The organism is Streptomyces sp. NPDC008086 (genome assembly GCF_042957325.1).
Lineage (GTDB): Bacteria > Actinomycetota > Actinomycetes > Streptomycetales > Streptomycetaceae > Streptomyces.
The window spans coordinates 191295-218107 of sequence record NZ_JBIBIA010000010.1 but is presented as its reverse complement, the minus strand read 5'-3'; the positions used below and the strand labels follow the sequence as shown (position 1 = coordinate 218107).

The window sequence follows — 26813 nt, the reverse complement described above, 5'->3', positions numbered from 1 at the left end:
AGTCACATCAGAACAGTGTGCCCTCTTCGGGCCCGTCCAGTTCCTTCAGCAGCTCCGGGCCGTTGTTGCGGACGTTGCTGACCAGCGTGGAGACGGGGTAGGCGCGCATCAGGCCGGCCGGCGGCGGGGTGAGCAGCGTGCGCAGTTCCTCGGGGTCGGTGCGGGCCGGGTCGAGCCAGGCGTCCCAGCGGTCCGGGGTGAGCATCAGCGGCATACGGGGGTGGATGTCGGCCAGCGAGTTCGGGCCCTCGGGTGACGTCACCGCCAGCGGCGTCGTCTCCGCCTCCGTCGTGATGACGGAGCAGGTCACCCACCAGGCCTGCGGATGCTCGTCCGGCAGCGTCCTGTCCCGCCAGAACTCGTACAGCCCCGCCATCGCGAAGACCGACCCGTCGGCGGGCAGCACGAAGTACGGCTGCTTGCGCGGCCGTTTGCGCCGGCCCTCCTGCTCCAGGTCCAGCTCCTGCCTGCCGGTGACCCACTCGTAGTAGCCGTCGGCGGGGATGACGCAGCGCCGGGAGGTGAAGGCCCGCCGGTACGACGGCTTCTCGTGGACCGTCTCCGCGCGCGCGTTGATCATCTTGAAGGCGGTCTCCGGGGTCTTGGACCAGCTCGGCACCAGCCCCCACTTCAGCTTGCGCAGCTGTCGAACCGGCCGCGGGTCCGGAGCGTCTTTCAGAGGGCGGTCGAGGACGACGTGGACCTCTTTGGTGGGGGCCACGTTGTAGTCGGGCTCCAGGGTTTCCTCGGGCTCCCATTTCTCGATCTCAAAGATTCCTGCGAGATCCTCGGGTCCACGACTGGCTGCATACCGTCCGCACATACGTGCCACACTGCCAGGCCCGCCCGTCGCCCGGCCACCACCCCTCGACCACAGGGAGTCATCGCCCTACATGGACAGCACCGCATCCGCCTCGCTCGCCTCCCTCTGGGACGAGGTCGCCGGCACCCAGCCCGACCCGGATCTGTGGGTGGTGGTCGCCACGCTGGTCGCCGCGCTCGTCGTGGTCGTCCCGCACGTCCTGTGGCGCCTCTCGCGCAACGCCATCACCATCGCCCACGAGGGCGGCCACGGCCTGGTCGCCCTGCTGACCGGCCGCACCCTGACCGGCATACGTCTGCACTCCGACACCAGCGGCCTCACCGTGAGCCGCGGCAAACCGCACGGCATCGGCATGATCCTCACGGCGGCCGCCGGCTACACCGCTCCCCCGCTCCTGGGCCTGGGGGGCGCCGCCCTCCTGGCCGCGGGCCGCATCACGCTGCTGCTGTGGCTGGCGACGGCCCTGCTGGTCGCGATGCTGGTGATGATCCGCAACGCGTACGGGGCACTGACGGTGTTCGTCACGGGTGGCACGTTCGTGCTGGTGAGCTGGCTGACCGGTCCACAGGTGCAGGCGGCGTTCGCGTACGTGGTGGTCTGGTTCCTGCTGCTGGGCGGGGTACGACCGGCGTTCGAGCTGCAGGCGAAGCGGGCGCGGGGTGGCGCGGGAGACTCGGACGCGGACCAGCTGTCGCGACTGACGCACGTGCCTGCGGGCCTGTGGCTGTTCCTGTTCCACGCGGTGTCGCTGTGTTCGCTGATAGGTGGGGGCAGGTGGCTCTTGGACGTATGACGCGCCCCGCAGGGGCGCAGGTCATAGGGGCGCGGGCCGGGGTCAATTTGCGGCTCCGCCGCGTGGGCGCGACCAGCCCCGGCGGCGCCGCACCCGAACGACGGCCTCCTTATAAAGTGAACCCATGGCCCAAAACCCCGCCGCACCCACCGCCCTCTGGCCCGCCCCGCACGCGAGCGGAGCCGTCGACGCGACGGTCCACGTGCCGGGGTCCAAGTCGGTCACCAACCGCGCCCTCGTCCTGGCAGCCCTCGCCTCGGAGCCGGGTTGGCTGCGCCGCCCCCTCCGCTCCCGCGACACCCTGCTGATGGCCGGCGCGCTGCGGGCGATGGGCGTCGGCATCGAGGAGGGCGTCGGCCCCGAGGGCACCGGCGAGGCCTGGCGGGTGCTCCCCGCGGGCCTGCGCGGACCGGCCACGGTCGACGTCGGCAACGCCGGCACCGTGATGCGCTTCCTCCCGCCGGTGGCCGCGCTGGCCGACGGGCCCATCCGGTTCGACGGCGACCCCAGGTCGTACGAGCGTCCCCTGCACGGCGTGATCGACGCCCTGCGTGTCCTCGGTGCCCGGATCGACGACGACGGCCGGGGCGCGCTGCCGCTGACGGTCCACGGCGGGGGTGCCCTGGACGGCGGCCCGGTGGAGATCGACGCCTCCTCGTCGTCCCAGTTCGTGTCGGCACTGCTGCTGTCCGGCCCGCGCTTCAACCAGGGCGTCGAGGTCCGGCACATCGGTTCCTCGCTGCCCTCCATGCCGCACATCCGCATGACCGTCGACATGCTGCGCTCGGTCGGCGCCCAGGTCGACACCCCGGAGTCCGGCGGCGAGCCGAACGTCTGGCGGGTCACGCCGGGCGCCCTGCTCGGCCGCGACCTGACCATCGAGCCGGACCTGTCCAACGCCCAGCCGTTCCTGGCAGCGGCGCTGGTGACCGGCGGCAAGATCCTCATCCCGGACTGGCCGGCCCGCACCACCCAGCCCGGCGACCGGCTGCGCGAGATCTTCACCGAGATGGGCGGTTCCTGCGAACTCACCGAGTACGGGCTCGTGTTCACCGGTTCGGGCGCGGTCCACGGCATCGATGTCGACCTGGGCGAGGTGGGCGAACTCACCCCGGGCATCGCGGCGGTCGCCGCCCTGGCCGACTCCCCCTCCACCCTCCGCGGGGTCGCCCATCTGCGTCTGCACGAGACGGACCGCCTGGCCGCGCTCACCAAGGAGATCAACGAACTCGGCGGCGACGTCACCGAAACCGCCGACGGCCTGCACATCCGCCCGCGCCGGCTGCACGGCGGCGTCTTCCACACCTACGAGGACCACCGCATGGCGACGGCCGGCGCGATCATCGGCCTCGCGGTCGAGGGCGTACGCATCGAGAACGTGGCGACGACGGCGAAGACCCTGCCGGACTTCCCCGAACTGTGGACCGGGATGCTCGGGGCGTAGGGACGCGGGGAAACAGCCATGCGCCGCTACGGCAAGCACACCGACGAGGACGACATCCGCACCCGCCCGGGCCGCCGGAACACCCGGCCCCGGACGAACATCCGGCCCAAGCACGAGGACGCCGCCGAGGGCATGGTCCTCACCGTGGACCGGGGCCGCCTGACCTGTCTCGTCGAGGACCGGGTCGTGATGGCGATGAAGGCCCGCGAACTCGGCCGCAAGGCCGCGGTGGTCGGGGACCGGGTCGCGCTGGTCGGCGACCTGTCCGGCAAGAAGGACACACTCGCGCGGATCGTACGGATCGAGGAGCGGACGTCGTTGCTGCGCCGTACCGCCGACGACGACGATCCCTATGAGCGCGTCGTCGTCGCCAACGCCGACCAACTCGCCATCGTCACCGCCCTCGCCGACCCCGAGCCGCGGCCCCGGCTGATCGACCGCTGTCTGGTGGCGGCGTTCGACGGCGGCCTGGAACCGCTGCTCGTGATGACGAAGTCGGACCTCGCGTCGCCGGACGAACTCCTGGAGCTGTACGGGGCGTTGGACATCCCGTACGTCGTCACCAGCCGGGAGGAGCTGGCGGTCGGGGGCGCGGCGGACCGGGTGCGGGAGTATCTGGAGGGCCGGGTCACGGCGTTCGTCGGTCACTCGGGTGTGGGCAAGACGACGCTGGTGAACGCGTTGGTGCCGGAGGAACGCAGGCGTACGACGGGCCATGTCAACGCGGTGACGGGGCGGGGGCGGCACACCACGACGTCGGCGTTGGCGCTGCCGCTGACGGTGACGGACGGCTGGGTGATCGACACTCCCGGCGTCCGCTCCTTCGGCCTGGCTCATGTCGACCCGTCCCGGGTCATCCACGCGTTCCCCGACCTGGAACCGGGAACCGAAGGCTGTCCGCGTGCGTGCAGCCATGACGAACCGGACTGCGCGCTGGACGGATGGGTGGCGGAGGGTCACGCCGATCCCGCCCGCCTGTACTCGCTGCGACGGCTGCTGGCGACGCGGGAACGCACGGAAGGCGACTGACCTCCGCGTTGTTTGTCCTCCTGCGAGTCCGGTAAAGGCATAATCGCACCGAGCCTGATCCAAGCCAGACGAAGCGGTCACAGAACGTGGGCATACGGGAGGACAGCACATGGCGTGGCTGCTGGTCATCGTGGCGGGGCTGCTCGAAACCGGTTTCGCCGTCTGCCTGAAACTGTCGCACGGCTTCAGCCGGCTCTGGCCGACGGTCGCCTTCTGCGTCTTCGCCCTCGGCAGTTTCGGTCTGCTGACGCTGTCGCTGAAGAAGCTGGACGTGGGGCCGGCGTACGCGGTGTGGACGGGGATCGGGGCGGCGGGTACGGCGATCTACGGGATGATCTTCCTCGGCGATCTCGTGTCGACGCTGAAGATCGTATCGATCAGTCTGGTGATCGTAGGGGTCGTGGGCCTGCAGCTGTCGGGCTCGGCACACTGATCTCCCCCGCCTCGGTCATCCCGCCAACTGCCGGTGCAGCGCGCTGCGTACGAGGTCGGCGACGCCACCTTCGCCGGGCGGGGCGGCGACGCAGGAGAGGGCCAGCCTGACGACGAGTTCGCATGACCGCGCGAGGTCCGCGATGTCGGACTTGTTGATGCCAGGCCCGGAGATGACCACCACGGCCCGGTCACGGACGAGGGCCACGAAGTCGCCGGGAGACGGGAGCGGGCCGTCGGCGCGGCGCTGTGCCGGTACGGCGGAGGTGGACGGTACGGCGGACAGCGTCGGTGAGGGCAGGCGCTCGCTCCAGCAGCCGGTGAGCATGGCGCGGACGAGGGCGTTGTCGCGGGCGAGTGCGGCGGTCCACTCCGCGGTGGCGGTGAGGCGTTCCCTGGCGTCGCTGTGGGTGGCCAGGGCGCGTTCCACACCGGCCAGGTAGCCGTCGGCCTCCCTCCTGACGAGCGCGCGGGCCAGCCCCTCCTTGCTCCCGAACTCGTTGTACAGCGTCTGCCGGGACACCCCGGCCGCCGCGGCCACGTCCACCATCCGCACGGCAGACCACGGCCGACGCGCCAGCGCCGTGTACGCGGCGTCCAGCAGGGATTCCCGCGCTGCAGGCATCATCGCCTCCCTGGGCCGAGCGGCTCTGCGCCCAGATTTGACGCGCACAGAGTCACTGTCAAGGGTTCACGAAGGCACGCGGGGGCGCGCGGGCCGATGCCTGCGGCGGCCTGTAGCGCGGTTCGGTGGGTTGGGGGGTCCACCCACCCACAGCGGCGACCCAGCCCCAGACACCCCCAGCCCATCCGGCGCATGAGGACGAGGCCCTGCCGTCCCGAGCCCGGCCCCACCCACAGGGGCATTTTCAGCCCGTCCGGCGTTTGAGGACGACGCCCTGCCGTCCCGAACCCCCACCCACCCACAGGGGCATATCCAGCCCATCCGGCGCATGAGGACGACGCCCCGCCGTCCCGAACCCCCACCCACCCACAGGGGCATATCCAGCCCGTCCGACGTATGAGGACGAGGCCCCGCCGTCCCGAACCCCCACCCACCCACAGGGGCATATCCAGCCCGTCCGACGTATGAGGACGAGGCCCTGCCGTCCCGAACCCCCACCCACCCGCAGGGGCATATCCAGCCCGTCCGACGTATGAGGACGAGGCCCGGAGGGCCGATGGTGGGGGTTTGGGGCGGCAGCCCCAGGGGGGTCGAAGGGGCAGAGCCCCTGGGGATGGGACGGGTAGGGGCGGCGGGGGCGAGGAAAGGCCGGGGGACTTGATCGGCTGGGCCTGTAGCCCCACCCCGACCACGACAGATACCGTTCGTTCCATGCCGGACTACCTCGACGACCTCCGCCTCGCCCACGTCCTCGCGGACAACGCCGACGCCGCCACCATGGACCGCTTCAAGGCCCTCGACCTCAAAGTCGAGACCAAGCCGGACATGACCCCGGTGAGCGAGGCCGACAAGTCCGCCGAGGACCTCATCCGCGGCCAGCTGCAACGCGCCCGCCCAAGAGACGCCATCCTCGGCGAGGAGTACGGCATCGAGGGCACCGGCCCCCGCCGCTGGGTCATCGACCCCATCGACGGCACCAAGAACTACGTACGCGGCGTCCCGGTCTGGGCCACCCTCATCGCCCTCATGGAGGCAGGCGAGGGCGGCTACCAGCCGGTCGTCGGCCTGGTCTCCGCCCCCGCCCTCGGCCGCCGCTGGTGGGCAGCCAAGGGCCACGGCGCCTACACCGGCCGCAGCCTCTCCTCCGCGACCCGTCTGCACGTCTCCCAGGTCTCGAAGCTGACGGACGCCTCGTTCGCGTACTCCTCCCTCAGCGGCTGGGAGGAGAAGGGCAAGCTGGGCGGCTTCCTCGACCTCACCCGCGAGGTGTGGCGCACACGCGCGTACGGCGACTTCTGGCCGTACATGATGGTCGCCGAGGGGGCGGTGGACATCTGCGCCGAGCCCGAGCTGTCCCTGTGGGACATGGCCGCCACCGCGATCGTCGTGACGGAGGCGGGCGGCACCTTCACCGGCCTCGACGGCCGTCCCGGCCCGCACAGCGGAAACGCCGCCGCGTCGAACGGCCTGCTGCACGACGAGCTCCTCGGATACCTCAACGAGCGCTACTGAACGCCCTCTTGTTGACCCCCTCTTTACCTGGCACCCTGAAAGTCCCCCCACTTGTGAATTTGTGCACCGTTCAATAGGCGCCTCCGGCGCCGGGCGTGAACAAACGGTGCGGGGGCACTTCAGGAGGTGGCTCCATCCATGCTCGTACGTGACGCCATGAGCACCGTGGTCCTCACCATCGGCCCCACCCACACCCTTCGCCAGGCCGCCGCGCTGATGTCCGCCCGTCGGATCGGCGCCGCCGTGGTCCACGACCCCGACGCCGGCGGCATCGGCATCCTCACCGAACGCGACATCCTCAACTCCGTCGGCCTCGGCCAGAACCCCGACCACGAACGCGCCCACGACCACACCACCAACGACGTCGTGTTCGCCGCCCCGGCATGGACCCTGGAGGAGGCGGCCCGCGCCATGGCGCACGGCGGCTTCCGGCATCTGATCGTCCTGGACCACGGCGAGCCGGTCGGCATCGTCTCGGTCCGCGACATCATCCGCTGCTGGGCACCCGCACGACAGCACGTACCGGCCTGACCACGCACGACGGGCCGGGCCCCCGAAGGAACCCGGCCCGTCCGCCACGGCAGGCGGTCCAGTGCTGGAGTCAGCCGCGCATGCCCTCGGAGCAACTCCGGCCGCTCCCGCCCGGTCGCCAGGACGATCTCAGCGCTCATTTAGATACTGTCTAAGTCAAGCCGAGATCTAAAGTCACACCCATTCGGAACCTGGTCGTCCTCTGTTAAAGTGTTCCGTATGAGCGACCTTCTGGAACGGCTGCGCGGACGCGGATGGCGTATGACCGCGCAGCGGCGCGTCGTGGCCGAGGTCCTCGCCGGTGATCACGTCCATCTGACGGCCGACGAGGTGCACGCGCGAGCCGTGGCCAAGCTGCCCGAGATCTCCCGCGCGACCGTCTACAACACGCTGGGCGAGCTCGTCACCCTCGGCGAGGTGCTCGAGGTCTCCACCGACAAGCGCGCCAAGCGATACGACCCGAACGCCCACCGGCCCCACCACCACCTGGTGTGCGCCCAGTGCGGCGCGATCCGGGACGTGCACCCGACGGGCAACCCGATGGCCGACCTCCCCGACTCCGAGCGCTTCGGCTTCACGGTCTCCGACGTCGAGGTGACGTACCGCGGCACCTGCCCGAACTGCGCGAAGGCCTAGCACCACCCTCGTCGAGCCCCGGCACCGATGCGTGCCGGGGCTTCGTGCTGCCCGCGCGCGGGCGGGGTTCCCGAATCTGACGGTCCGTCATATGGTCTACGGCACCCACACGTCCGTTCCGCACTCCGCGAGGAGACCGAAGTGGGAGAGCCGTACCCCAAACTGAGAGCGACCCACCTGACACGCGCCTTCGGCCGAACCCCCCACACCGTCCACGCCCTCGGCCCCCTCGACCTGACCGTCGCGCCCGGCGAGTTCGTCTGTGTCGTCGGCCCCTCGGGCTGCGGCAAGTCCACGCTGCTGCGGATCGCCGCGGGACTGCTCCGCCCGAGCACCGGCACCCTGGAGATCCGTACGACCAGTGCGCGGCCGGCCGCCATGATCTTCCAGGACTACGGCATCTACGACTGGAAGACCGTCCGCGCCAACGTCCGCTTCGGCCTGGACATCCAGCGCGTCCCGCGCCGCGAGGCGAACGCCCGTGCCGACGACTGGCTGGCCCGCATGGGCCTGTCGGACTTCACGGACGCCTACCCGGCCGCCCTCTCCGGCGGTATGCGCCAGCGCGTGGCCATCGCCCGGGCGCTGGCCGTGGAGCCCGAACTGCTGCTGATGGACGAGCCGTTCGCGGCCCTCGACGCCCAGCTGCGCACGATCCTCCAGGACGAGCTCCTCGACCTCACCCAGTCGCTGAGGACGACCACGCTGTTCATCACGCACAGCCTGGAGGAGGCGATCGTCCTCGGCGACCGCGTGCTGGTCATGTCCGCCCGCCCGGGCCGGATCATCGCCGAGCACCGCCCGCCCTTCCCCCGCCCGCGCACCGGCGACATCCGCGCCACCCCCGAGTTCACGGCGCTGAAGAGCGAGCTGTGGGACCTGCTGCGGAAGGAGGCGGTACCGGCATGACGACACTCACGAAGCCGCCCTCCGGTTCCGTCCTGGTCCGGCGCCCCGGCCCGCGGGAACTCCACCCCGTCCGCACCCACCGCCGCAGGCGAGCCCTGGAGCTGTCCCTGGCGCTCGCCGTCCCCCTCCTCCTCGTCCTCCTGTGGCAACTGGCCGCCACCCGGGCCTGGATCGACGACCGCGTCTACCCGGCCCCGTCCACGATCCTCGCCGACGGCTGGGACCGTGCCGCGGCCGGCAACCTCTGGCCTGATGTGTGGGCGACGCTGAAGCGCGTCCTCGCCGGATACGCGGCCGGCACGGCGGCGGGCTATGCCCTGGGCCTGCTGATGGGCTCCCTGTCTCTGGTACGAGCCGCCTTGGAGCCCCTCCTGGACGCGCTCTACGTCGTACCGAAGCTGGCCCTGCTGCCGATCTTCCTGAACATGTTCGGCCTGGGCGAGGGCCCGCAGGTCGCCCTGGTGGCGGCGACGGTGTTCTTCTTCGTCTGGATCTCCACGATGTCCGCGGTGATGTCCATCCCGTCCGGCCACCGTGACGCCGGCCAGGTCTTCGGCGCCTCGCGGTGGCAGATGTTCCGCCACGTCCTGCTCCCGGCGTCGCTCCCCGCCGTCCTGGTGGGCGCTCGGATCGCGGCGGGCGTGGCGGTCCTGGTGATCGTCGCGTCGGAGCAGATCGCCGCGACCGACGGCCTCGGCCATCTGATCTTCGACTCGCGCGCGCTCTTCCAGAACGACGTGATGTTCGTCGGCATCGTCTGCGTCGCGGTCCTCGGAGTGCTCTTCTCCGAACTGATCCGCTTCGCCGGCCGCCTGCTCACCCCATGGGCACCGAGGGACCGGGGACGGGGCCAGTCATGAAGGGAAGGGGGCACGCCATGCACAAGAGAACCCACGCCTACGGCACCGTCCTCACCGCGGTCACAGCCGCAGCCGCACTGCTGGCGTCGGCGGCCTGTTCCTCACCGTCCAGGCCGGACCCCTCCTCGAAGGCGGCCGCCGGACAGCGCACGGTCCGCCCGGTGGACGGCTGCGGCGCGAAGTCCTGGACGGACCCGAAGGATCTCTCCCCGACCCGCGCCCCTGCCCGCTGCCTCCCCGGCTCCCCTCCCCCACAGCCACTGCCCGAGCCCCGCAAGCTGACGATCGCGACGGGAACGCTGAGCGCGGAGTACGTGGCTCCCCTGCGAGTCGCCCTCGACAAAGGTGAGTTCAAGAAGGAGGGCCTGGACGTCGAACTGAAGGTCCTCCCCACCCCGGACGCGCTGCCCCTGCTGGCCAAGGGGGACATCGACGCCCTGTGGGCGGCCCCGGAGGCGGCCGTCATGAACGGCATCAAGGGCGGCTTCGACATCAAGTGGGTCGCCGCGAACTTCTCCCCCGATCCCAGGTCGAAGAGCGGCCTGTGGGTCCGCCTGAAGCAGGGTGAGAGCGCCGGCCGCGTCACCATGGCGGACCGCAGGCTCGGCACGATGATCGGCAAGGGCTCGGTGATCGCGTACGCCATGGAGAAGGCCCTGGAACAGCACGGCGGCGGCCTGGCCGACATCCAGTACCAGCAACTCGGCTCGGCCGACGTCCTCACGGCCCTGCAGAACGGCGGCGTCGACTCCGCCTGGCTCCTGGACCCGGTCTGGCGCAAGGTGGACGGCCGACAGGGCTACGCCTTCCTCGGCGGCCAGCCCCAGGGCGAACCCCTGGGCGGCATGCTCTACGGCCCCACCCTGCTCCAGGACGACCTCGACGCCGGCGTCGCACTCCTCAGGGCCTACATCCGCACGGTGAATTCGTACTTCGCGTCCGACTACAAGCAGAATGCGACTTTCGTCACATACCTTTCCAAACTCCTGAAGTCAGACGCATCCATCCTCCAGTCCGCCCCACCCCTCCGCATGGACTGGGAAATCCGCTCCGGCACGACCACCCGACTCCAGTCGGCCTACAAGGCCCAAGGCGTGGCGGAGGGCACCCCGCTACCGGAGTCACGCACCGTGAACCGCGCCCTGTACGAGGAGGCAGTGGGCCACGCGCCCGAGCGCTGAAACACCCACTAAAACCATGAAAAAACCTGGGGCCGGAACCCTTTCGGATTCCGGCCCCAGGCCTTCAGTAGCGGGGACAGGATTTGAACCTGCGACCTCTGGGTTATGAGCCCAGCGAGCTACCGAGCTGCTCCACCCCGCGTCGGTGAATGCAACATTACGTCAACCGACCGGCCAGAGCAAATCGCTTATCTTCCAGCCCCCCGCGCACCCGCAGGGGCGACGCCACACCAGGCACCCCCCACCCGTCCGGCGCTTTGAGGACGAGGCCCGGAGGGCCGTTGGCGGGGTCTGGGGCGGCAGCCCCAGCGGGGTCGAAGGGGCGGAGCCCCTTCAAGGGATGGGACGGGCAGGGGCGGCGGGGGCGAAGACCCCGGCGCCAACCTCACGCCGACAGTTCCTCCCGCAGAGCGTCCCGCAACCGCGCCGCCCGCTCCGCAACCTCCCGCGGCCCCAACACCACCGCCCGATCAGCCCACCGCTGCCCCTCCGCCAACTCCCCACGACGCGCGTAGACCAGAGCGAGCCGCAACGCCGACCGCCCATGCCCCGCATCCGCCGCCCGCGTCCACCACACCGCCGCCTCCGGCTCACTCCCCTCCCGAGCCAACAGCAGCCCCAGATTGAACGCCCCGTTCCGCGACCCCGCCTCGGCAGCCTTCCGGTACCACCGAGCCGCCTCCACCACATCGCCCCGCGCCGCCGCGAGCATCCCCACCCGCACCTGCGCACGCCGATGCCCCTGCGAGGCCGCCCGCTCGTACCACTCCTCGCACTCGGTCTTCTCGTGCACCGTCTCCCCGAGCTCATGCGCGGGCTCCGGCGGACGGCGAGCGTCCAGCACGGTCGCCAGCCGGTACGCGGCCTCCCCGCTGCCGGCCCCGGCCGCGCGCCGCAGATGCCGCTCGGCCGCATGCTCGTCGCCGTCCCGAAGCCGCGCGATCCCGACCTGGAGCGCGGCCTCCGTGTGCCCGGCGGCCGCGGCACGCTCGTACCACCGCAGCGCGGCCCGCTCCTCGCCCCGCCCGGCATGCAGGATGCCCAGGTTGAACGCGGCGTCCACGCTCCCGGCCTCCGCGGCCTTGGAGAACCACGGCTCGGCCCCCGTCGCGTCCCCGCCCTGAAGCAGCAGGATCGCCAACGCGTTCGCCGCCTCGCGATGCCCGGCGTACGCCGCCCGCCGGTACCACTGCTCGGCCGGTGCGGTGCGCCCCTGCTCGGCGCAGAGCAGCCCGAGGTTGTACGCGCCGTTCACATCGCCGGCGTCCATCGCGGCGCGGTACCAGCGCTCGGCGGTCTGTGTCTCACCGCGCTCGGCGTGCAGCGCGCCCAGCGCGTTCGCGGCGTTGCCGTCGCCGTCCTGCGCGGCCCGCAGCCACCACACGGCCGCGCTCTCGGTGTCCCCGGCGTCGCGCAGCAGGAACCCGAGCGCGCAGGCGGCACGCGCCTCGCCGTCCTTGGCGGACGTCAGATACCAGCGCCCGGCCTCCTTGAGCTCCCCGCGCTTCTCGAGGATCGCCCCGAGGTGCAGCGCGGCCCTGCGGTGTCCGCGCGCGGCGGCCTGGCGGTACCACTGCGCGGCCTCGTCCAGCATCGACTCGCTCGGCGCGACACCGATGTCGGTTCCCTCCTCGCCCGTGCGCACCGCCTGGCGGTCCAGCGCGCGCGCCAGCCGGTACGCCGCCTCCCGGTGCCCCCGCTCGGCCGCGGCCCGCATCCACTGCTCGGCCCCGGCGTCGCTGCGGTGCTCCAGCAGATCGGCGAGCGCGTAGGCGCCCAGCGCATGTCCCTGCTCGGCGGACTGCCGCAGCCAGTACTCGGCGGCGGGCTCGTCGCCGCGCTCACGGTGGTGGCGTCCCAGCGCGTGCGCGGCGGCGGCCGACCCCGCGACGGCGGCGATCCGCCACCATCCGGCGGCGTCGTCGGCGTATCCGCGCTGGTGGAGAAGGACTCCCAGGTTGTTGGCCGCGGCCCGGTCGCCCGCGGCGGTGGCGGCGCGCAGATGGGGCTCGGCTCCGTCGAGGTCACCGCGGCGCAGCAGCATGGCCCCGAGGACGCTCATCGCCTCCACGTCACCGGCCTCGGCGGCGAGCAGTTGCCGCGCCTCCTCGGCGGCCGCCCCGGTCTCGTCCGGGTCCGTCGGCCGGTCGAGGGCGAGTTCGCCCTCCTGCTGCGGGAAGTCGTCCACCGGCTGCGAGGCACCGTCCGTCGGCCGCGGCAAATCGCCCGTCGGCTGCACAAAGTCGGCAGGCTGCACAAACCGCCCTGTCTCCAACAGAGTTGCCTTGTCCCCCATAACGTCCATCGTCGCACCACCTGCAACCTGGGTACACCTGGTATACCGCAGCCAGTGAGGTCACTTCAGCGTTTTGTCGACATGCCCACAGAGAGACAAGTCAAACACAGTTCTCCCAACTCCCCACGGCGGCGCGACCGTCCCCCTGCCCGGCACATGCGTTCGCACACCACGAAGGCCCGGATCCTCTGGAGGATCCGGGCCTTCGCTGTCGTACGAGATACTCGTCGACTTCAGTAGCGGGGACAGGATTTGAACCTGCGACCTCTGGGTTATGAGCCCAGCGAGCTACCGAGCTGCTCCACCCCGCGCCGTTGTTCGGCAACCGTATCACGGCGCGGGGTGGGCTATTCGATCAATCGCCGTCCTTATCCGCTGGTGGGGCTGCCGGACGGGCTCGGACTCGAGCTCGGGCTCGCGCCGCCGCCGCTTTCGCCGCCGCCGCTGCCGCCCGTCTTGTCCGCCTTGGCCTGGGCGTCCTCGGCCCGCTTCAGCGCGTCCCCGAGGTCCTCCTGCGCCCGGCCGTACGCCTCCCAGTCACCCTTCTTCAGGGCTTCCTGGCCGGCCTCGAAGGCCTTCTGGGCGTCGTTGAGCGCGTCCTGGACGTTCGGGTTGCTGGACGTCGGCGGAGGTGTCGTACCGCCGCCGTCCTGGTCGCCCTCGTCCGGTGGCTCGGTGGTCGGGCCCTCGGCGCCGAAGACCTTGTTGAGCGCCTCGCCGAGGGTGTCCTCGAAGGCGGTGGTGCCGCCGTAGGAGACCAACACCTTTCGCAGCAGTGGGTACTTCAGTCCGCCACCGCGTACGTAGACAGGCTCCACATAGAGCAGTCCGCCGTCCAGCGGGACCGCCAGCAGATTGCCGTACTCGACCTCCGAGTCGCCGCCTCTCAGCAGCCTGATGGTCTCGGCGATGTTCTGTTCGGAGTTGAACTGGCTCTGGACCTGGCTGGGTCCGTTGACCGTGGTGTTGGTCGGCAGTTTCAGAACTCTGATCTTGCCGTAGTCACTGGTGCCCGCCTCCGCGTCGACGGCCATGAAGGCGCTGAGGTTGTCCCGGCCGTTCGGTGTGAACGTCGTCGTCAGCGAGAACGCCTGCGCCGCTTGGTCGGGCATCTTCATGCTCAGGTAGTACGGCGGCACCGCGCTGCCCGACTTGTTGGTCGGGTCGTCCGGCACCTGCCAGACCTCGCTGCCGCTGAGGAACGTCGTCGCGTCCTTCACGTGGTAGCGGGTGAGCAGCTCACGCTGGACCTTGAACAGGTCCTGCGGGTAGCGCAGATGGTCCATCAGGTCCTTGGAGATCTCGCTCTTGGATTCCACCGTGCCCGGGAAGGCCTTCATCCAGGTCTTCAGGACGGGGTCCTTGGTGTCCCACTGGTAGAGCTTGACCTCGCCGGTGTAGGCGTCGACCGTCGCCTTCACCGAGTTGCGGATGTAGTTGACCTGGTTCTGCTGGGCCACCACCGCGCGGTTGTCGTTGGTGGCGGTCAGCGAGTCGGCCGTGGTGTCACCGAGGGTCGTACGGGACGAGTACGGGTAGCCGTTCGTCGTCGTGTACGCGTCGACGATCCACTGGATGCGGTGGTTCACCACCGCCGGGTAGGCGTCGCCGTCGATGGTCAGCCACGGGGCGACCGCCTCGACGCGCTCCTTGGGCGTGCGGTTGTACAGGATCCGCGAACCGTCGCCGATCGCGCCGGAGTACAGGATCTGCGGCTCGCCGAACGCCACCGCGTACGCGGCCCGGTTGACCGGGTTGGAGAGGCTGACGCCGCTGTCGGCCTTGTAGCTGTAGGTCTTCTCACCGCTGTCGTCGGAGTAGTCGATCTCCTTCTGGGGACCGCCGACGATCGAGTACATGGTGGTCTTCTCGCCGTAGTAGACCCGCTGCTCGTATGTCCCGAGGTCGCCCTTGGACGGCAGGTCGGACTCGGTGAAGTCCGGTCGGCCCTGGGAGTCGGCGCTGGTGCCCTCGGCGGCGACCACGCCGTAGCCGTGGGTGTAGCGGAAGTGGTCGTTGATCCAGTTGCGCTTCGGAATGCCGTTGAGATTGATCTCACGCAGACCGATGACCGTGTCCTGGTCCTTGCCGTCCTTGCTGTACCGGTCGACGTCCAGGTTGGTCGGGAACGCGTAGTAGTTCCTGATCTGCTGGAGCTGCTGGAACGTCGGCGACACGATGTTCGGGTCCATGATCCGGATGCTCGCCGTGGCGTCCACGTCGTCGCGCAGCTGGGTCTTGTCCTCGGTCTTGCTCGTGCCCGGGTACTCGGTGACCTGCGCGCCGTCGATGCCGTAGGCCTCGCGCGTCGCCTTCAGGTTCTTCTCGACGTACGGCGCTTCCTTGGCCTGCTCGTTGGGCTGGACCTGGAACTTCTGGACGATCGCCGGGTACAGGCCGCCGATGAGGATCGCCGAGAGCACCATCAGGCCGAAGCCGATGACGGGCAACTGCCAGGTGCGCCGCCACAGCGTGGCGAAGAACAGCAGCGCGCAGATCACGGCGATGCAGAACAGGATCGTCTTGGCCGGCAGATAGGCGTTGGCGTCGACGTACCTGAGGCCCGTCCAGTTGTCGGTGGCCTTGAAGTCACTGGACTTCACCGCGAGCCCGTACCGGTCGAGCCAGTACGCGACCGCCTTCAGGGCGACGAAGATGCCGATCAGCACCGACAGGTGTCCGGTGGCCGCGGCCGTGGCGCGGGCGCCCGGGCTGGTGATGCGCAGCCCGCCGTACAGGTAGTGGGTCAGCGCGGCGGCGATCACGGAGAGGATCGCGGCGGCGAAGCCGAAGCCGAGCAGGAACCGGTACCAGGGCAGGTCGAAGGCGTAGAAGCCGACGTCCAGGTGGAACTGGGGGTCCTTCTCGCCGAACGGCACGCCGTTGACCCACATCAGCCAGGTACGCCACTGGCTGGAGGCGGAGGCGCCGGCGATCAGGCCGACCAGGGCGGTGATCGCGAGCAGCAGCCACTTCTTGTACGGCGCGATGCCCATGCGGTAGCGGTCGAGGCTCTGCTGCTCCATCGACATGGCGCTCAGCGGCGGGCGCAGCCGGTGCGCCAGCCAGATGTTGAAGCCGACCGCGAGGGCCATCAACAGACCGAATACGAAGAAGAGTCCGATCTTCGTCCACAGCGTGGTCGTGAACACCGACGAGTAGTTCACCGACCGGTACCAGAGCCAGTCCGTCCAGAAGCCCGCGAACATGGTGAAGGCCATGCCGAGGACGGCGAGGACGCCCAGTGTCATGAGCAGCGTCCGGACACGCCGGGACGGTCGGCCCACTCTGATCCGTGGCCCGGTCGGGCCTCCGCCGCGGTCCGGCATCTGGAAAGCCAAGGTTCGCACCCCGAGGTTCGCTGTTGATCCGTCAGGCCCGCGTCTTCGTGGACCCTCCGTGGCCCCCCGTGATCGCGGGCCCACACCTATGCAACTTACTCACCGTTTACTCAGTTCCCGATTCCGCCCAGGAACGAGAGAGGATTGTGACCATGTCCAACACTCCCATGGCGGCGAGCCCGCTCACCCGGGCCGTTCTCGAGATCGACGAGTACGCCTCCGGCCTCGGCTGGGACCAGCCCGCCCGCCTCTTCGCCCTCGTAGACACCGCACGGCTGCAGGCCCAGGAACCCGGCCTCGCCGCCCAGCTCGGCCTGGGGGACGAGCAGGAGTCCTCCGGCCTGACCCCGATCGAGCAGGACGAGATTGAAACGGGCAAGGCGCTCGATGAGTTCCTCGGCACCATCGCCTGGCCCGACGCGGTGGTCGGCTGCGCGCTCACCGTCGAGCGCCTCATGCTGCCGCCGTCCGCCGAGGCGCAGGTCCCGCAGGGTTTGAGCGACGCCAAGCTCGCGAAGTGGGTGGCGGACCACCCCGACCGCCAGGAGGTCCGCATGACGGTCGCGGTGCTGCGCGACGGCGCCCGCGAGTCGGCCCTGCGCCTGCGCGAGAAGGACACCCCGACGGAGGTCCTCACCGGCCCGGACCTGATCCCGGGTCTGGCGGAGGCGCTGGCGGCGACGTTCGAGGACTGAGGTCTTCCCGTACGGCATCGCAGCTCGTGAGTTCGACCTGTACGGCGGTGGGGCGCCCGCGATGCGAAGGGCGCCCCACTGCCGTGTGCGTGCTCGATACCTGCTCGCTCAGCTCTTGGTCGTGCACTTCGGCAGGCCGGCGGTGTCGCCGGAGCGGATGTCCTCAAGGGCGCCGAGGGCGTCGTCGATGGTGCCCACCTTGACCAGGGTGAGCCCGTCGGGGACGTCCCTGGCGGCGGTCGCGCAGTTGTCGGCCGGCGTGAGGAAGTACTGGGCGCCCTTGTCGCGGGCGGCGATGGTCTTCATCTCGATGCCACCGATTGGTCCGACCTTGCCCTCGTCGTCGATGGTGCCGGTGCCGGCGACGAACTTGCCACCGGTGAGGTTGCCCGGGGTGAGCTTGTCGTAGAGGCCGAGCGAGAACATGAGGCCGGCGCTGGGGCCGCCGACGTCGGCGAGCTTGATGTCGATGGTGAACGGGAAGGTGTGGTCGGTCCCGGCGGAGATCCCGACGATGGCGCGCTTCTCGCCGCTGTCGTCGGACTGGGCGGTCCTGATGGTGACCTTCTCGGTCTTCGTCGGCGTCCGGCGCTCCTTCTCGGCGGCCGCCTGCTCCTTGGCCGGCACGATCGTGAAGACGACGTCCTGCCCGGGCTTGTGCTTGGTCACCAGCTTGGCGACGTCGGAGGGTTCCTTCACCGTCGTACCGTCGACGGACTTGATGACGTCACCGGCGTGCAGTTCGCCCTCGGCCGGAGTTCCCTTGACGACCGTCGAGACGATCACCCAGCTCTGCACCGGAATGTCCAGCGCCTTCAGCGCGGCGACCTTGGCGCTCTCCTGGGACTGGCTGAACTCCTCGGCGTTCTCCTGGGTGGACTGCTCCTCGGTCTTGCCGTCCGGGTAGAGGGTGTCGTGCGGCACGACCTTGTTGTCGTGCGCGAGCCATCCGTAGACGGCCTCCACCAGGTTCATCTTGTAGTCGGCGCCGGTGACCCGGACGGTGGTCATGTTGAGGTGCCCGGAGGCCGGGTAGGTCTTGTGACCGGAGATCTGCAGCACCGGCTCGCCGTCGTGATCGCCGAGCGTGTTCACCGTCGGCCCCGGGGACATCTCCGAGTACGGCACGGGGATGAAGACTCCCGCGCACAGGAGCGCGATCAGCATCAGGGTGGAGGCGAGCATCGTCGCGGTGCGGCGTGGCATGCCACGACAGTACGTGACGGTCCTGTCAGTGCCCCGTCAGGGCCGTCTGACCGTGCTCCGTCAGGGCCGCCTCGCCCGCCCCCGTGATCACATGCGGGAGGGGGGCTTCTCCATGGCCGCCCGGAAACGGGCATAGCCGTCGAGCTCCGGCCCGTCACCCCGCGCCTTGCGGTTGCGGTTGGCCCAGCTGCCCCAAAGACCGGCACAGACCGCAGCCACAAGCGGAATCAGCAACCAGGCGAGCGCCGCCATGCCGTCCTCCCGTCCCCATTGCGCGACCGCAAACTGACTGATCAGCAGATTAACCGCTGGCACTGACAACGCTCGTGCCAGGGGTCCGGTTACGCAAGCGGAGTGGGGTGGACGGGTGCTGGAGGCCCGTCCCCGCCGGGGTTGTTGGGCGGCTTGTCGGGCGGGTCTGTGGGATGGGCGTGTTGGGCGGACGGACGGGGGGGGGCGTGTGGGGCGGACGGGCGGGCGTGTGGGGCGAGCCGCTCAGCAGGCGCCGACCCACTCCTCCGTCCCGTCGGAGAACTTCTGGTGCTTCCAGATGGGCACCTCGTGCTTGAGGTCGTCGATCAGCTTGCGGCAGGCCTCGAAGGCCTCGCCGCGATGGGGGCAGGAGACGGCCACGACGACGGCGAGGTCCCCGACCTGGAGGTCTCCGACGCGGTGCACGGCCGCGAGCGCCCGCACCGGGTACTCGGCGACGACCTTCTCGGCGACCCGCCGCATCTCGGCCTCGGCCGTGGGGTGGCAGGAGTACCCGAGCTCGTCGACGTCGACACCCCCGTCGTGGTTCCGCACGGTTCCCACGAACAAGGCGGTCCCTCCGGAGGCGTCGTCCCCGACGGCCCGGAAGACCTCGTCCACGGAGAGGGCCGTCTCGCGGATGCCGATGAGCTTGATCGGGTCCTGAGCGCCCTGCTCACCGGGGTGGTCGTTGGTAGGTGCCATGGCCCCATCGTGCCCCACGCGCGCGAGGACGGGGAATAGCGTTATCGCCCGGCACACGCGCGTACGTGTTTGGAGCCTCCTACATGCGCGAGGGCTTCCGTGGGCCGTCGCGTGAGGCCCCACCCGCTCAGATCCGCCGTCGCGCCTTCCGCGCCCGCCGCACCACGGCCGCAGCGCCCAGCAGGGCCACCGTCGCTCCCGCGGCACCGGCCGCCGTCGCGTCCTTGCGCCCGAGCCGACGCCCGGCGACGGTGTGCCGACCGGAGACCTCTTCCAGCAGCTCCGCCAGCACTTCCTCGTTGGTCCACTGCGGCCGCCAGCCCGCGTCATGGAGCCGGCTCCCGCTCACCACCCAGGGATACATCGTGTAGGCCAGGTCCCCGGCCGGAGAGGGCGTCAGTCCGATCCGGTGCAGCCGGGCCGCCGCGCCCAGCGCGACCGCCGACGGCAGTTCCATGCGCCGGATGCCGCTGAGCTCCTCGACCTCCTCCTGCTCCAGCCACCCGTCGCAGCCCACCGTGAGTTCCCCGTCGACCTTCTCCAGGACGGCGTACTCCAGGGCACTGCACAGATCCTCGACATGGCAGAACTGCCAGGCGGGCCGCGAGCCCGCGACGACAAGCAGCCGAGGTGACTCGAAGTACCTGGTCAGCGCGGTGTCGGTGCCGCCGACCAGTACCGCGGGCCGGACGACGGTGACATTAAGTCCCGGATGGGCCCGGGGCGCCCTGCGCGCGAGGCGCTCGATCTCCAGCAGGTCACCGACCCCGGTGGCCTCCGCCGTGGCCCGCAGCTCGGCGTCCTCGGACAGCGGCAGCTCGTTGTCCGGCAGCGCCCCGTAGACCATCGCCGAGGTGCACAGCACGACCCGGTGGATCCCGGCCGCCGCCGCGGCCGTCAGCACGGTCTGCGTCCCCCGAACGTTGTATGCCGTCCTGGCGGCGGGATCGGTCTCCAGATCGAGGTCGAGCGCCAGGTGCACGACCACGTCGGCGCCCCGCAGCTTCTCCGCGATGGCCGGATCCCGCACGTCCAGGATGTGCCACTGCGCCGCAGCGCACTCACCGCGCCGCTCGTCGATGGCGATGACCTGCTTGACCTCGTCGGACTCGACGAGCCGCTCCGTGAGCAGCGCGCCGATGCCGGACGCGGCACCGGTCACCGCGACGACGGGACCGCGCACGCCGCGCGCGGATGGGGTTGACTGGTTTCGCGCTGCGCGAACCTGCGGATCAGGGGAACTCACCGGGCGTCTCCAGCGGTTGTCTTCAGTACGAACGTGAGTGACGCGTACGTACCAGGTGGCATCCATCCTGCCGCAGGCCAAGAGTCGGCGAAGCACCGAGGCCCGATCGGCTCGCGGTGTCTACGCTGGGTGGTGTTATCGGGCAGCCGCGCCGCCGGTGCCAGCCGGTGGCCTTAACCAGCCGAGGAATCCCGTGAGTGACACCCCATTCGGATTCGGCCTTCCGCCGGAGGAGCCGGACGACGGCGACGAGGGCAAGAAGAAGGACCAGCAGAGCGGTGGTGGTCAGGGTCCGGCCAACCCGTTCGGTTTCGGCGGGCTGCCCGGTGCCGGGGGCATTGGCGGCCCCGGCGCGGACAATCCGTTCGCTGCCATGTTCGGTTCGCTGAACCCCACCGACCTGGGTGCCGCGTTCCAGCAGCTGGGGCAGATGCTCTCGTACGAGGGCGGCCCGGTGAACTGGGACATGGCCAAGCAGATCGCCCGCCAGACGGTCTCCCAGGGCACCGCGGACGGCACGAAGGACGCTAGCGTCGGCCCCGCCGAGCGCACGGCCGTCCAGGAGGCCGTACGCCTGGCCGACCTGTGGCTCGACGACGCCACGTCCCTGCCGTCCGGCGCGGGCTCCGCCGTGGCGTGGTCCCGCGCGGAGTGGGTCGAGGCGACCCTGCCCGCGTGGCAGGAGCTCGTCGACCCGGTCGCCGAGCGCGTCGGCACCGCGATGGGCGACGTCCTGCCGGAGGAGATGCAGGCCATGGCCGGCCCGCTGATCGGCATGATGCGCTCGATGGGCGGCGCCATGTTCGGCACGCAGATCGGGCAGGCCGTCGGCGTGCTCGCGGGCGAGGTCATCGGCTCCACCGACATCGGCCTGCCGCTCGGCCCGGTCGGCAAGGCCGCGCTGCTGCCGATCAACATCGAGACGTTCGGCAAGGACCTGGGCGTGCCGAAGGAGGAGGTGCGGCTGTATCTCGCCTTGCGCGAGGCCGCCCACCAGCGCCTGTTCGCACATGTGCCGTGGCTGCGCTCGCACCTGTTCGGCGCGGTCGACGGCTACGCGCGCGGGATCAAGGTCGACACCGCCAAGCTGGAGGACGTGGTCGGCCAGTTCGACCCGCAGAATCCCGAGCAGCTCCAGGACGCCCTCCAGCAGGGCATGTTCCAGCCGGAGGACACCCCGGAGCAGAAGGCGGCCCTGGCCCGTCTGGAGACGGCTCTGGCGCTCGTCGAGGGCTGGGTGGACGCGGTGGTGCACGCCGCCGCGAAGCCGCGCCTGTCGTCCGCCGACGCCCTGCGTGAGACGCTGCGCCGGCGCCGCGCCTCGGGTGGCCCCGCGGAGCAGACGTTCGCCACGCTGATCGGCCTGGAGCTGCGCCCGCGCCGCCTGCGTGACGCCTCCCGGCTGTGGGCCTCGCTCACGGACGCGCGCGGTGTCGACGGCCGTGACGCCCTGTGGCACCACCCGGACATGCTGCCGACGGCCACCGACCTGGACGACCCGGACGGTTTCGTGCACCGCGAGCAGATCGATTTCTCCGAGCTGGACAAGATGCTCGGCGAGGCGGCGGGCGGCTCGGCTGGCAAGCCGGACCTGACCAAGGACGACGAGTCCAAGGACGACGGCAAGGGCGACGGCGCGGAGTGAGCCTGTACGACGACGCGGTCCTCGTGCTGAAGGGGTACGAGGACCAGGAGGATCTGCGCCAGGCCTATCTGGACCATCTCGCCACGCATCCGGACGGCATGTGGAAGGCCTGCGAGGCCGGGCACATCACGGCGAGCGCCCTGGTCATCGACCCCTCGCGCGGGCGCGTGCTGCTGACCCTCCACCGGAAGCTGCGCATGTGGCTCCAGATGGGCGGCCACTGCGAGGCGCAGGACTCCTCCCTGACGGCCGCCGCCCTGCGCGAGGCCACGGAGGAGTCCGGCATCACCGGCCTGTCGCTGCTGCCCGGCGGCCCGGTGCGGCTCGACCGGCATCCGATCCCGGCACCCTGCAACTGGCACTTCGACGTGCAGTACGCGGTCCTGGCGCCTCAGGACGCCGAGCACGCGATCAGCGAGGAGTCGCTGGACGTGCGCTGGTTCGCCTACGGCGAGGTCGCGGACGTGGCCGACGAGTCGGTCGTACGGCTGCTGGAGGCGACGCGCGCGAGGCTGTGACCTTCGGGCACATGTAAGGGGCGACTGCCAATGGCGGTCGCCCCTTACGTCTGTTTTCCGGACGGTCAGCTCCAGACGTTGCCCTGGTTCTGCCCGCGGGCCCCCTGCTGCCCCATGCCGTACTGCGCGGCGAGGCCGGAGCCGATCTGGGCGTTCTGCGGCGGCAGCAGCTCGCTGGGCTGCACGATCGCGTAACCGCTGCCCATGAAGCTGAGCTCCCAGCCCTCACCGGTGTTGCCCCGGCGCCGCCACACCCCGGAGGAGTGCGTCTGGGCCTGCATCTGCACCCGCAGGCTCGTCGACCAGGCGACGATGGCGTCGGCGTCGCAGTTGACGTACTTGTCGGGCGTCACCTGCATCATCAGCGGCATGCCGGAGGTCATGAGGGCGACCTTGCCGCGGCCGGTGATGTTGAGCTGGTACTTCCCGGAGCCGGAGATGCCGTAGAGGCTGTCCACGGCGATGACCTCGTGGTGCAGCGAGGAGTCCATCGCCAGCACATAGCTGCTGTCGACGGTCAGCCCGTCCTGCTCCACGTCCACCAGGTGCACGTGCTGCTTGAGGTTGGCGAGGTAGACCGTGCCCTGCCCGTGGCAGCGCATGAGGTCGAGGCCCTCACCGGTGTGCGCACGCGCGCGTCCCTGCTGGTTGCTCTGGAATTCGGCGTCGAACTCGACCAGGCCCTGGTAGGCGACCATCGTGCCCTTGCGGGCGAGGATGTCGTCGTGGCCCTCCAGGGCGACGCGGAGCATCTGCTTGTTCTGCAGGCTCCAGCGGTCCTGGGTCTGCTGGTCGTTGTAGGCGAAAAGCGGACTCTGCATGGCGTTCTGGCTCCCCCTCAGCCCCGGACCCGGAGGCGGTCGGTGCTGTCCTCGCTGGGCTGGACGACGACGATGCCCTGGCCGGAGAAGGCCATCTGGTAGGCCTCGCCGCTGCCCCGGCCGATGAGCGACTGCGCCTTGAAGCTGCGCTTGCCCTTGACCTTGAGGTTGGGCGACCAGGCGACGAGCGCGTCGGGGTCGACGTACGTCTCGTCCTCGCCACCGCCGCAGTCCACGACGATCGGCTTGCCCCGGGAGGTCAGCGCGACCCAGCCCTGCCCGGAGATCTTGGTGTTCCACAGGCCCTGTCCGGCGAACTTCGCCAGGCCCTTCACCCGCTCCACGCCCCACGTCAGATGCGCGTCGAAGGCGAGCAGGTTGGTGGCGTTGACGGAGATGCCGTCGCCGTTGAGGTTGATGACGACGACATTGGCGCCGTAGTCGGCGAGGTAGAGCAGCCCGTCGCCGGTGCACTTCATCAGGGGCGCGCCCTCGCCGGTCATCCAGTCCTTGGCGATCTGGCGGACGGCCGGCGGGTTGGGCTCGTACTGGACGAAGCCCTCGTAGGCGACCATCGAGCCCACGCGCGCGAAGAGGTCGTTCCCGGTCTGCATGGCGATCTTCGCCATGTGGTTGCCGTGGTTCTCCATGCGGGCGGTGACGGGTGCGGGGGCGAAGCCCGCGAGTGGCTGGTTCATGACGGGCTCCCTCAGATCTCGTACGGCTGGACGACGATGAAGTTGCCGGGAGCGGCCCGGAACTGGAGGTTGACGCTCTCTCCGGTGTCGCCGGGGTAGGCGTTGCGACGCATCCGCACCTGGCTGGAGACGATCACCTGGGCGGCGGACGACCAGGCGACCACGGCGTTGGCGTCGGCGAACGTCGTGGGCGTGACCGGGAGGACCACGGGCGTGCCGTGTGTCTTCACGACGATCGTGCCGGTGCCGGTGAACTGCATCGTGAACAGCGCGCCGCCGGGGATCCCGTGGCCCTCGATGCGGCGGACCTCGTACTGGAGGCTTTCGTCGAAGGCGAGGACGTTCTCCGCGGAGACGCAGATGCCGTCGCCCTGGAGCTCGATGGGGTGCAGCATCGTGGAGTTCTCGGCGAGGAAGACCTGGCCCTGGCCGGTGCAGCGCATCAGCTGCATCTCCTGACCGGTCGCGTTGCCCACGATCCGGCCTGCGAAGCCGGCGCCCTTGTAGCTGAAGTCGACCTTGCCCTGGTAGAGCACCATGCTGCCCTGGCGGGCGAGCACTGGGTGACCGCCGACGCCGAGGTCGACGCGGACCAGCTTCTTGTTCTGCTGCGTCCAGCGCTGGCCGGTGGGCGTCTCCTTGAACTGCTGGAGAGCCGCGGCCACACCGGGGCCCTGCGGGGCACCTTGGGGAACGCCCTGAGGCGCACCCTGCGGGGCTCCGTACGGCGCCTGCTGGCCCGGGACCTGCCCGTAGGGGGGCTGCTGGCCGTAGCCCGGAGGCGGAGTCGGCTGGCCGTAACCGGGCGGCGGGGCGGGGGCCTGGGGCGCCTGCGGTGCCGGGGGTGCCTGGGGGTAGCCGTAGCCGGGCGGCGGCGGTGCGCTGGGCTGGCCGTACGGCTGCTGGTTCGGCTGGCCGTAGGGCGCGGGTGCCGGGGCGGGCGGCGCCGGGGCGCCGCCGGGCGGTGTCATGGGGGCGACGATGGTCGGCTGCGCGTGCACGGAGGGTGCCGGGCTCGGAGGCGGTGGCGTGGCTCCCGGCGGGGGCGCGAAGCCCTGGGCGGCCGGGGCGGGAGCGGGTGCCGGGGCGGGGGGCTGTGGGGCGGGAGCGGGGGCAGGGGTGCCGGCCGGGGCGCCGAACGCGGGCGGTGCGGTGGCCTGGGCGGGCGGTGCGAAGCCAGGGGCCGCGCCTGCCTGGGGCTGCTGAGGTGCGGCGGCGGGCGTCTCCTCCTCGGCGACCTCGCCGCCGAAGTTCCTCAGCAGCGCCTCGAGGCCGCCGTCGAAGCCCTGGCCGACCGCGGCGAACCGCCAGACGTCCTTGAGGTAGAAGTCGCCCAGCATGACGGCGCGCTCGGTGGAGAACTCCGAGCCGCTGAAGGCGTACCGGGCCACCTCCTCGCCGCCCGCGACGATGCGGATGTATCCGGGGCTGACCTGCGACATCTGTCCGGCGCCGTCGATCGTCGCCGTGAAGGACAGCTTCTGGATCTGCGGAGGGATCTTGTCGAGCGTGATCCGGAAGGACTCGGTGTCCCCGGCCTGGGCGCCGAGGAGCTGGATGGACTCCTCGGGGGACTTCGGCTGGTTGAAGAAGACGAAGTAGCGGTCGTCCGAGAGCCGTTCGTCGGCGTCGAGACCGAAGCAGCTGATGTCGAAGGTCAGCCCTGGAGCGGTGATCTGTACCCCTACGTACAGATCGGTGCCCGTGGTGAGGTCACTGATCCTGGCCTTGTGGCCGCGTTGGAATTCCCTGGCCATGCGTAACGACCGTCCCCCATCCCGAATGTGAGTGCGTCGCGCCAGGCTAACGGCAAACTCGGACATCGAGCGAAGCCGGTACAGACCCGGTACACAACCCTCGCCGGGCCGGACAGGGAGGTCGGGTCATTCGCCGCGCGCGCCGGGCAAATGGGGCAGCCGCTCGGCGGCGACCACACCTTCGAGATATCCCTTCGCCCGCTCGGTGCGCGGATACGCCTCCAGCAGCCGCCAGAAGCGCGGCCCGTGACCGGGCACCAGGAGATGCGCGAGTTCGTGCAGGAGGACGTAGTCGACGACGTACTCGGGCATGCCCTGCAGCCGGTGCGAGAGACGGATGCTGCCCTCGGCCGGGGTGCACGAGCCCCAGCGCGTGTTCTGGTTGGTGACCCAGCGGACCGAGCTGGGTCGGGCGCGGCCGTCGAAGTACTGTTCCGACAGCCGCTCGGCGCGCTCGGCCAGTTCGGTGTCACCGAGGACCCGCTTGCTCTCCTGGGCGGCCAGCTTGTCGAGCATGACGTTCACCCAGCGCTGCTCCTCCGCCTCGGACATCCGGGCGGGGATGAGCACGACGGTGCGGTCGCCCTCGCGGTACGCCGAGACGGTCCGGCGGCGCCGGGCGCTCCTGCGGACCTCGATCGCGCTCGCCCCCGAGCCGTTCGACGGCGGGCTCGTCGTACGGCGCTGCGGCGTTCCGGCGCGGTGCAGTGGGTCGGCGGACACGCCCCGACGTTACCCGCTGCACATGGGGGAAGTCCCGACTCCGGGACGGTTCGATGCCGATCCCCCACCATGCGTTTGATTTGTACGACGAATATCCACCGCCTGTGGACAACTTTCGGCGCCGAACGCCGCGGC

25 protein-coding genes and 2 tRNA genes are annotated in these 26813 nt (G+C 70.5%); 13 read left to right on the top strand and 14 right to left on the bottom strand.

Features of this window, described 5'->3' with window-relative positions:
* Nucleotides 1–7 precede the first annotated feature (7 nt).
* A complete protein-coding gene (locus tag ACFZBP_RS33400; protein WP_391418690.1) occupies nt 8–823 on the bottom strand; it encodes an SOS response-associated peptidase family protein in 816 nt (271 codons plus the stop codon).
* Between the two features lie 70 nt (nt 824–893).
* On the opposite strand from ACFZBP_RS33400, the gene ACFZBP_RS33395 reads away from it, so the two are divergent.
* From ACFZBP_RS33395 to ACFZBP_RS33380, 4 genes are all read left to right on the top strand, one after another.
* On the top strand, nt 894–1616 hold the full coding sequence (locus tag ACFZBP_RS33395) for a M50 family metallopeptidase (protein ID WP_383451694.1): 723 nt from the start codon (nt 894–896) through the stop codon (nt 1614–1616).
* Nucleotides 1617–1740: 124 nt separating this feature from the next.
* Nucleotides 1741–3060, top strand: a complete 1320-nt coding sequence (gene aroA / locus ACFZBP_RS33390) for a 3-phosphoshikimate 1-carboxyvinyltransferase (protein WP_383451692.1) — start codon at nt 1741–1743, stop codon at nt 3058–3060.
* A gap of 18 nt (nt 3061–3078) precedes the next feature.
* The gene (rsgA, locus tag ACFZBP_RS33385) at nt 3079–4089 is read left to right on the top strand and encodes a ribosome small subunit-dependent GTPase A (protein WP_383451690.1); all 1011 of its coding nucleotides are present in this window, start codon (nt 3079–3081) and stop codon (nt 4087–4089) included.
* Nucleotides 4090–4198: 109 nt separating this feature from the next.
* Entirely contained in the window at nt 4199–4522 is a 324-nt protein-coding gene (locus ACFZBP_RS33380) for a DMT family transporter (RefSeq protein ID WP_383451688.1), read from the top strand.
* A 15-nt stretch (nt 4523–4537) separates the two neighbouring features.
* On the opposite strand, the gene ACFZBP_RS33375 is transcribed toward ACFZBP_RS33380, so the two are convergent.
* The gene (locus ACFZBP_RS33375) at nt 4538–5149 is read right to left on the bottom strand and encodes a TetR family transcriptional regulator (RefSeq protein WP_391418686.1); all 612 of its coding nucleotides are present in this window, start codon (nt 5147–5149) and stop codon (nt 4538–4540) included.
* A 708-nt stretch (nt 5150–5857) separates the two neighbouring features.
* Here ACFZBP_RS33375 and hisN point away from each other — a divergent pair.
* The 6 genes from hisN to ACFZBP_RS33345 all read left to right on the top strand — a co-directional run bounded on the left by hisN (nt 5858) and on the right by ACFZBP_RS33345 (nt 10775).
* Nucleotides 5858–6658, top strand: a complete 801-nt coding sequence (hisN, locus tag ACFZBP_RS33370; RefSeq protein ID WP_383451684.1) for a histidinol-phosphatase — start codon at nt 5858–5860, stop codon at nt 6656–6658.
* 138 nt (nt 6659–6796) lie between these two features.
* Nucleotides 6797–7189 carry a cyclic nucleotide-binding/CBS domain-containing protein gene (locus tag ACFZBP_RS33365; RefSeq protein WP_383451682.1) on the top strand — a complete coding sequence of 131 codons (393 nt, stop codon included), beginning with the start codon at nt 6797–6799 and terminating at the stop codon, nt 7187–7189.
* 219 nt (nt 7190–7408) lie between these two features.
* Nucleotides 7409–7825 (top strand): Fur family transcriptional regulator, encoded by a 417-nt coding sequence (locus ACFZBP_RS33360; RefSeq protein ID WP_048582111.1) that lies wholly within the window; start codon nt 7409–7411, stop codon nt 7823–7825.
* A 141-nt stretch (nt 7826–7966) separates the two neighbouring features.
* Complete coding sequence (locus ACFZBP_RS33355; RefSeq protein ID WP_383451678.1) at nt 7967–8734, top strand: ABC transporter ATP-binding protein; 768 nt, start codon at nt 7967–7969, stop codon at nt 8732–8734.
* A complete protein-coding gene (locus ACFZBP_RS33350; protein ID WP_391418682.1) occupies nt 8731–9594 on the top strand; it encodes an ABC transporter permease subunit in 864 nt (287 codons plus the stop codon). Before ACFZBP_RS33355 ends, ACFZBP_RS33350 begins: the two co-directional genes overlap by 4 nt.
* 17 nt (nt 9595–9611) lie before the next feature.
* On the top strand, nt 9612–10775 hold the full coding sequence (locus ACFZBP_RS33345) for an ABC transporter substrate-binding protein (protein ID WP_391418679.1): 1164 nt from the start codon (nt 9612–9614) through the stop codon (nt 10773–10775).
* A gap of 68 nt (nt 10776–10843) precedes the next feature.
* On the opposite strand, the gene ACFZBP_RS33340 is transcribed toward ACFZBP_RS33345, so the two are convergent.
* The 4 genes from ACFZBP_RS33340 to ACFZBP_RS33325 all read right to left on the bottom strand — a co-directional run bounded on the left by ACFZBP_RS33340 (nt 10844) and on the right by ACFZBP_RS33325 (nt 16400).
* Nucleotides 10844–10917: transfer RNA gene (locus ACFZBP_RS33340), tRNA-Met, on the bottom strand.
* A 243-nt stretch (nt 10918–11160) separates the two neighbouring features.
* Nucleotides 11161–13080: a sel1 repeat family protein gene (locus tag ACFZBP_RS33335; RefSeq protein WP_391418676.1), complete on the bottom strand. Its 1920-nt coding sequence runs from the start codon at nt 13078–13080 to the stop codon at nt 11161–11163.
* Nucleotides 13081–13308: 228 nt separating this feature from the next.
* Nucleotides 13309–13382, bottom strand: a tRNA-Met gene (locus ACFZBP_RS33330).
* Nucleotides 13383–13439: 57 nt separating this feature from the next.
* Complete coding sequence (locus ACFZBP_RS33325; RefSeq protein WP_383452037.1) at nt 13440–16400, bottom strand: UPF0182 family protein; 2961 nt, start codon at nt 16398–16400, stop codon at nt 13440–13442.
* A gap of 164 nt (nt 16401–16564) precedes the next feature.
* Between ACFZBP_RS33325 and ACFZBP_RS33320 the strand changes: the two genes are divergently transcribed.
* Nucleotides 16565–17107, top strand: a complete 543-nt coding sequence (locus tag ACFZBP_RS33320) for a PPA1309 family protein (RefSeq protein WP_383451670.1) — start codon at nt 16565–16567, stop codon at nt 17105–17107.
* A 108-nt stretch (nt 17108–17215) separates the two neighbouring features.
* On the opposite strand, the gene ACFZBP_RS33315 is transcribed toward ACFZBP_RS33320, so the two are convergent.
* The 4 genes from ACFZBP_RS33315 to ACFZBP_RS33300 form a co-directional block, all read right to left on the bottom strand.
* Nucleotides 17216–18313, bottom strand: a complete 1098-nt coding sequence (locus ACFZBP_RS33315; RefSeq protein WP_383451668.1) for a PDZ domain-containing protein — start codon at nt 18311–18313, stop codon at nt 17216–17218.
* Between the two features lie 87 nt (nt 18314–18400).
* On the bottom strand, nt 18401–18565 hold the full coding sequence (locus tag ACFZBP_RS33310; RefSeq protein ID WP_383451666.1) for a hypothetical protein: 165 nt from the start codon (nt 18563–18565) through the stop codon (nt 18401–18403).
* Between the two features lie 243 nt (nt 18566–18808).
* Nucleotides 18809–19270, bottom strand: a complete 462-nt coding sequence (locus ACFZBP_RS33305) for a molybdenum cofactor biosynthesis protein MoaE (protein WP_383451664.1) — start codon at nt 19268–19270, stop codon at nt 18809–18811.
* Nucleotides 19271–19397: 127 nt separating this feature from the next.
* A complete protein-coding gene (locus tag ACFZBP_RS33300; protein ID WP_391418673.1) occupies nt 19398–20516 on the bottom strand; it encodes an NAD-dependent epimerase/dehydratase family protein in 1119 nt (372 codons plus the stop codon).
* Nucleotides 20517–20709: 193 nt separating this feature from the next.
* Here ACFZBP_RS33300 and ACFZBP_RS33295 point away from each other — a divergent pair, with 193 nt between their 5' ends.
* Complete coding sequence (locus ACFZBP_RS33295; RefSeq protein ID WP_383451660.1) at nt 20710–22161, top strand: zinc-dependent metalloprotease; 1452 nt, start codon at nt 20710–20712, stop codon at nt 22159–22161.
* The gene (locus ACFZBP_RS33290) at nt 22158–22679 is read left to right on the top strand and encodes an NUDIX hydrolase (RefSeq protein WP_383451657.1); all 522 of its coding nucleotides are present in this window, start codon (nt 22158–22160) and stop codon (nt 22677–22679) included. Before ACFZBP_RS33295 ends, ACFZBP_RS33290 begins: the two co-directional genes overlap by 4 nt.
* A 65-nt stretch (nt 22680–22744) precedes the next feature.
* Here ACFZBP_RS33290 and ACFZBP_RS33285 read toward each other — a convergent pair whose 3' ends face one another.
* From ACFZBP_RS33285 to ACFZBP_RS33270, 4 genes are all read right to left on the bottom strand, one after another.
* Nucleotides 22745–23500, bottom strand: a complete 756-nt coding sequence (locus tag ACFZBP_RS33285; protein WP_062718092.1) for an AIM24 family protein — start codon at nt 23498–23500, stop codon at nt 22745–22747.
* 17 nt (nt 23501–23517) lie between these two features.
* Nucleotides 23518–24198, bottom strand: a complete 681-nt coding sequence (locus ACFZBP_RS33280) for an AIM24 family protein (protein WP_062718094.1) — start codon at nt 24196–24198, stop codon at nt 23518–23520.
* Between the two features lie 11 nt (nt 24199–24209).
* Complete coding sequence (locus tag ACFZBP_RS33275) at nt 24210–25955, bottom strand: TerD family protein (protein ID WP_391418667.1); 1746 nt, start codon at nt 25953–25955, stop codon at nt 24210–24212.
* Between the two features lie 126 nt (nt 25956–26081).
* Nucleotides 26082–26678 carry a M48 family metallopeptidase gene (locus tag ACFZBP_RS33270; protein ID WP_383451652.1) on the bottom strand — a complete coding sequence of 199 codons (597 nt, stop codon included), beginning with the start codon at nt 26676–26678 and terminating at the stop codon, nt 26082–26084.
* Between the last annotated feature and the right edge of the window lie 135 nt (nt 26679–26813).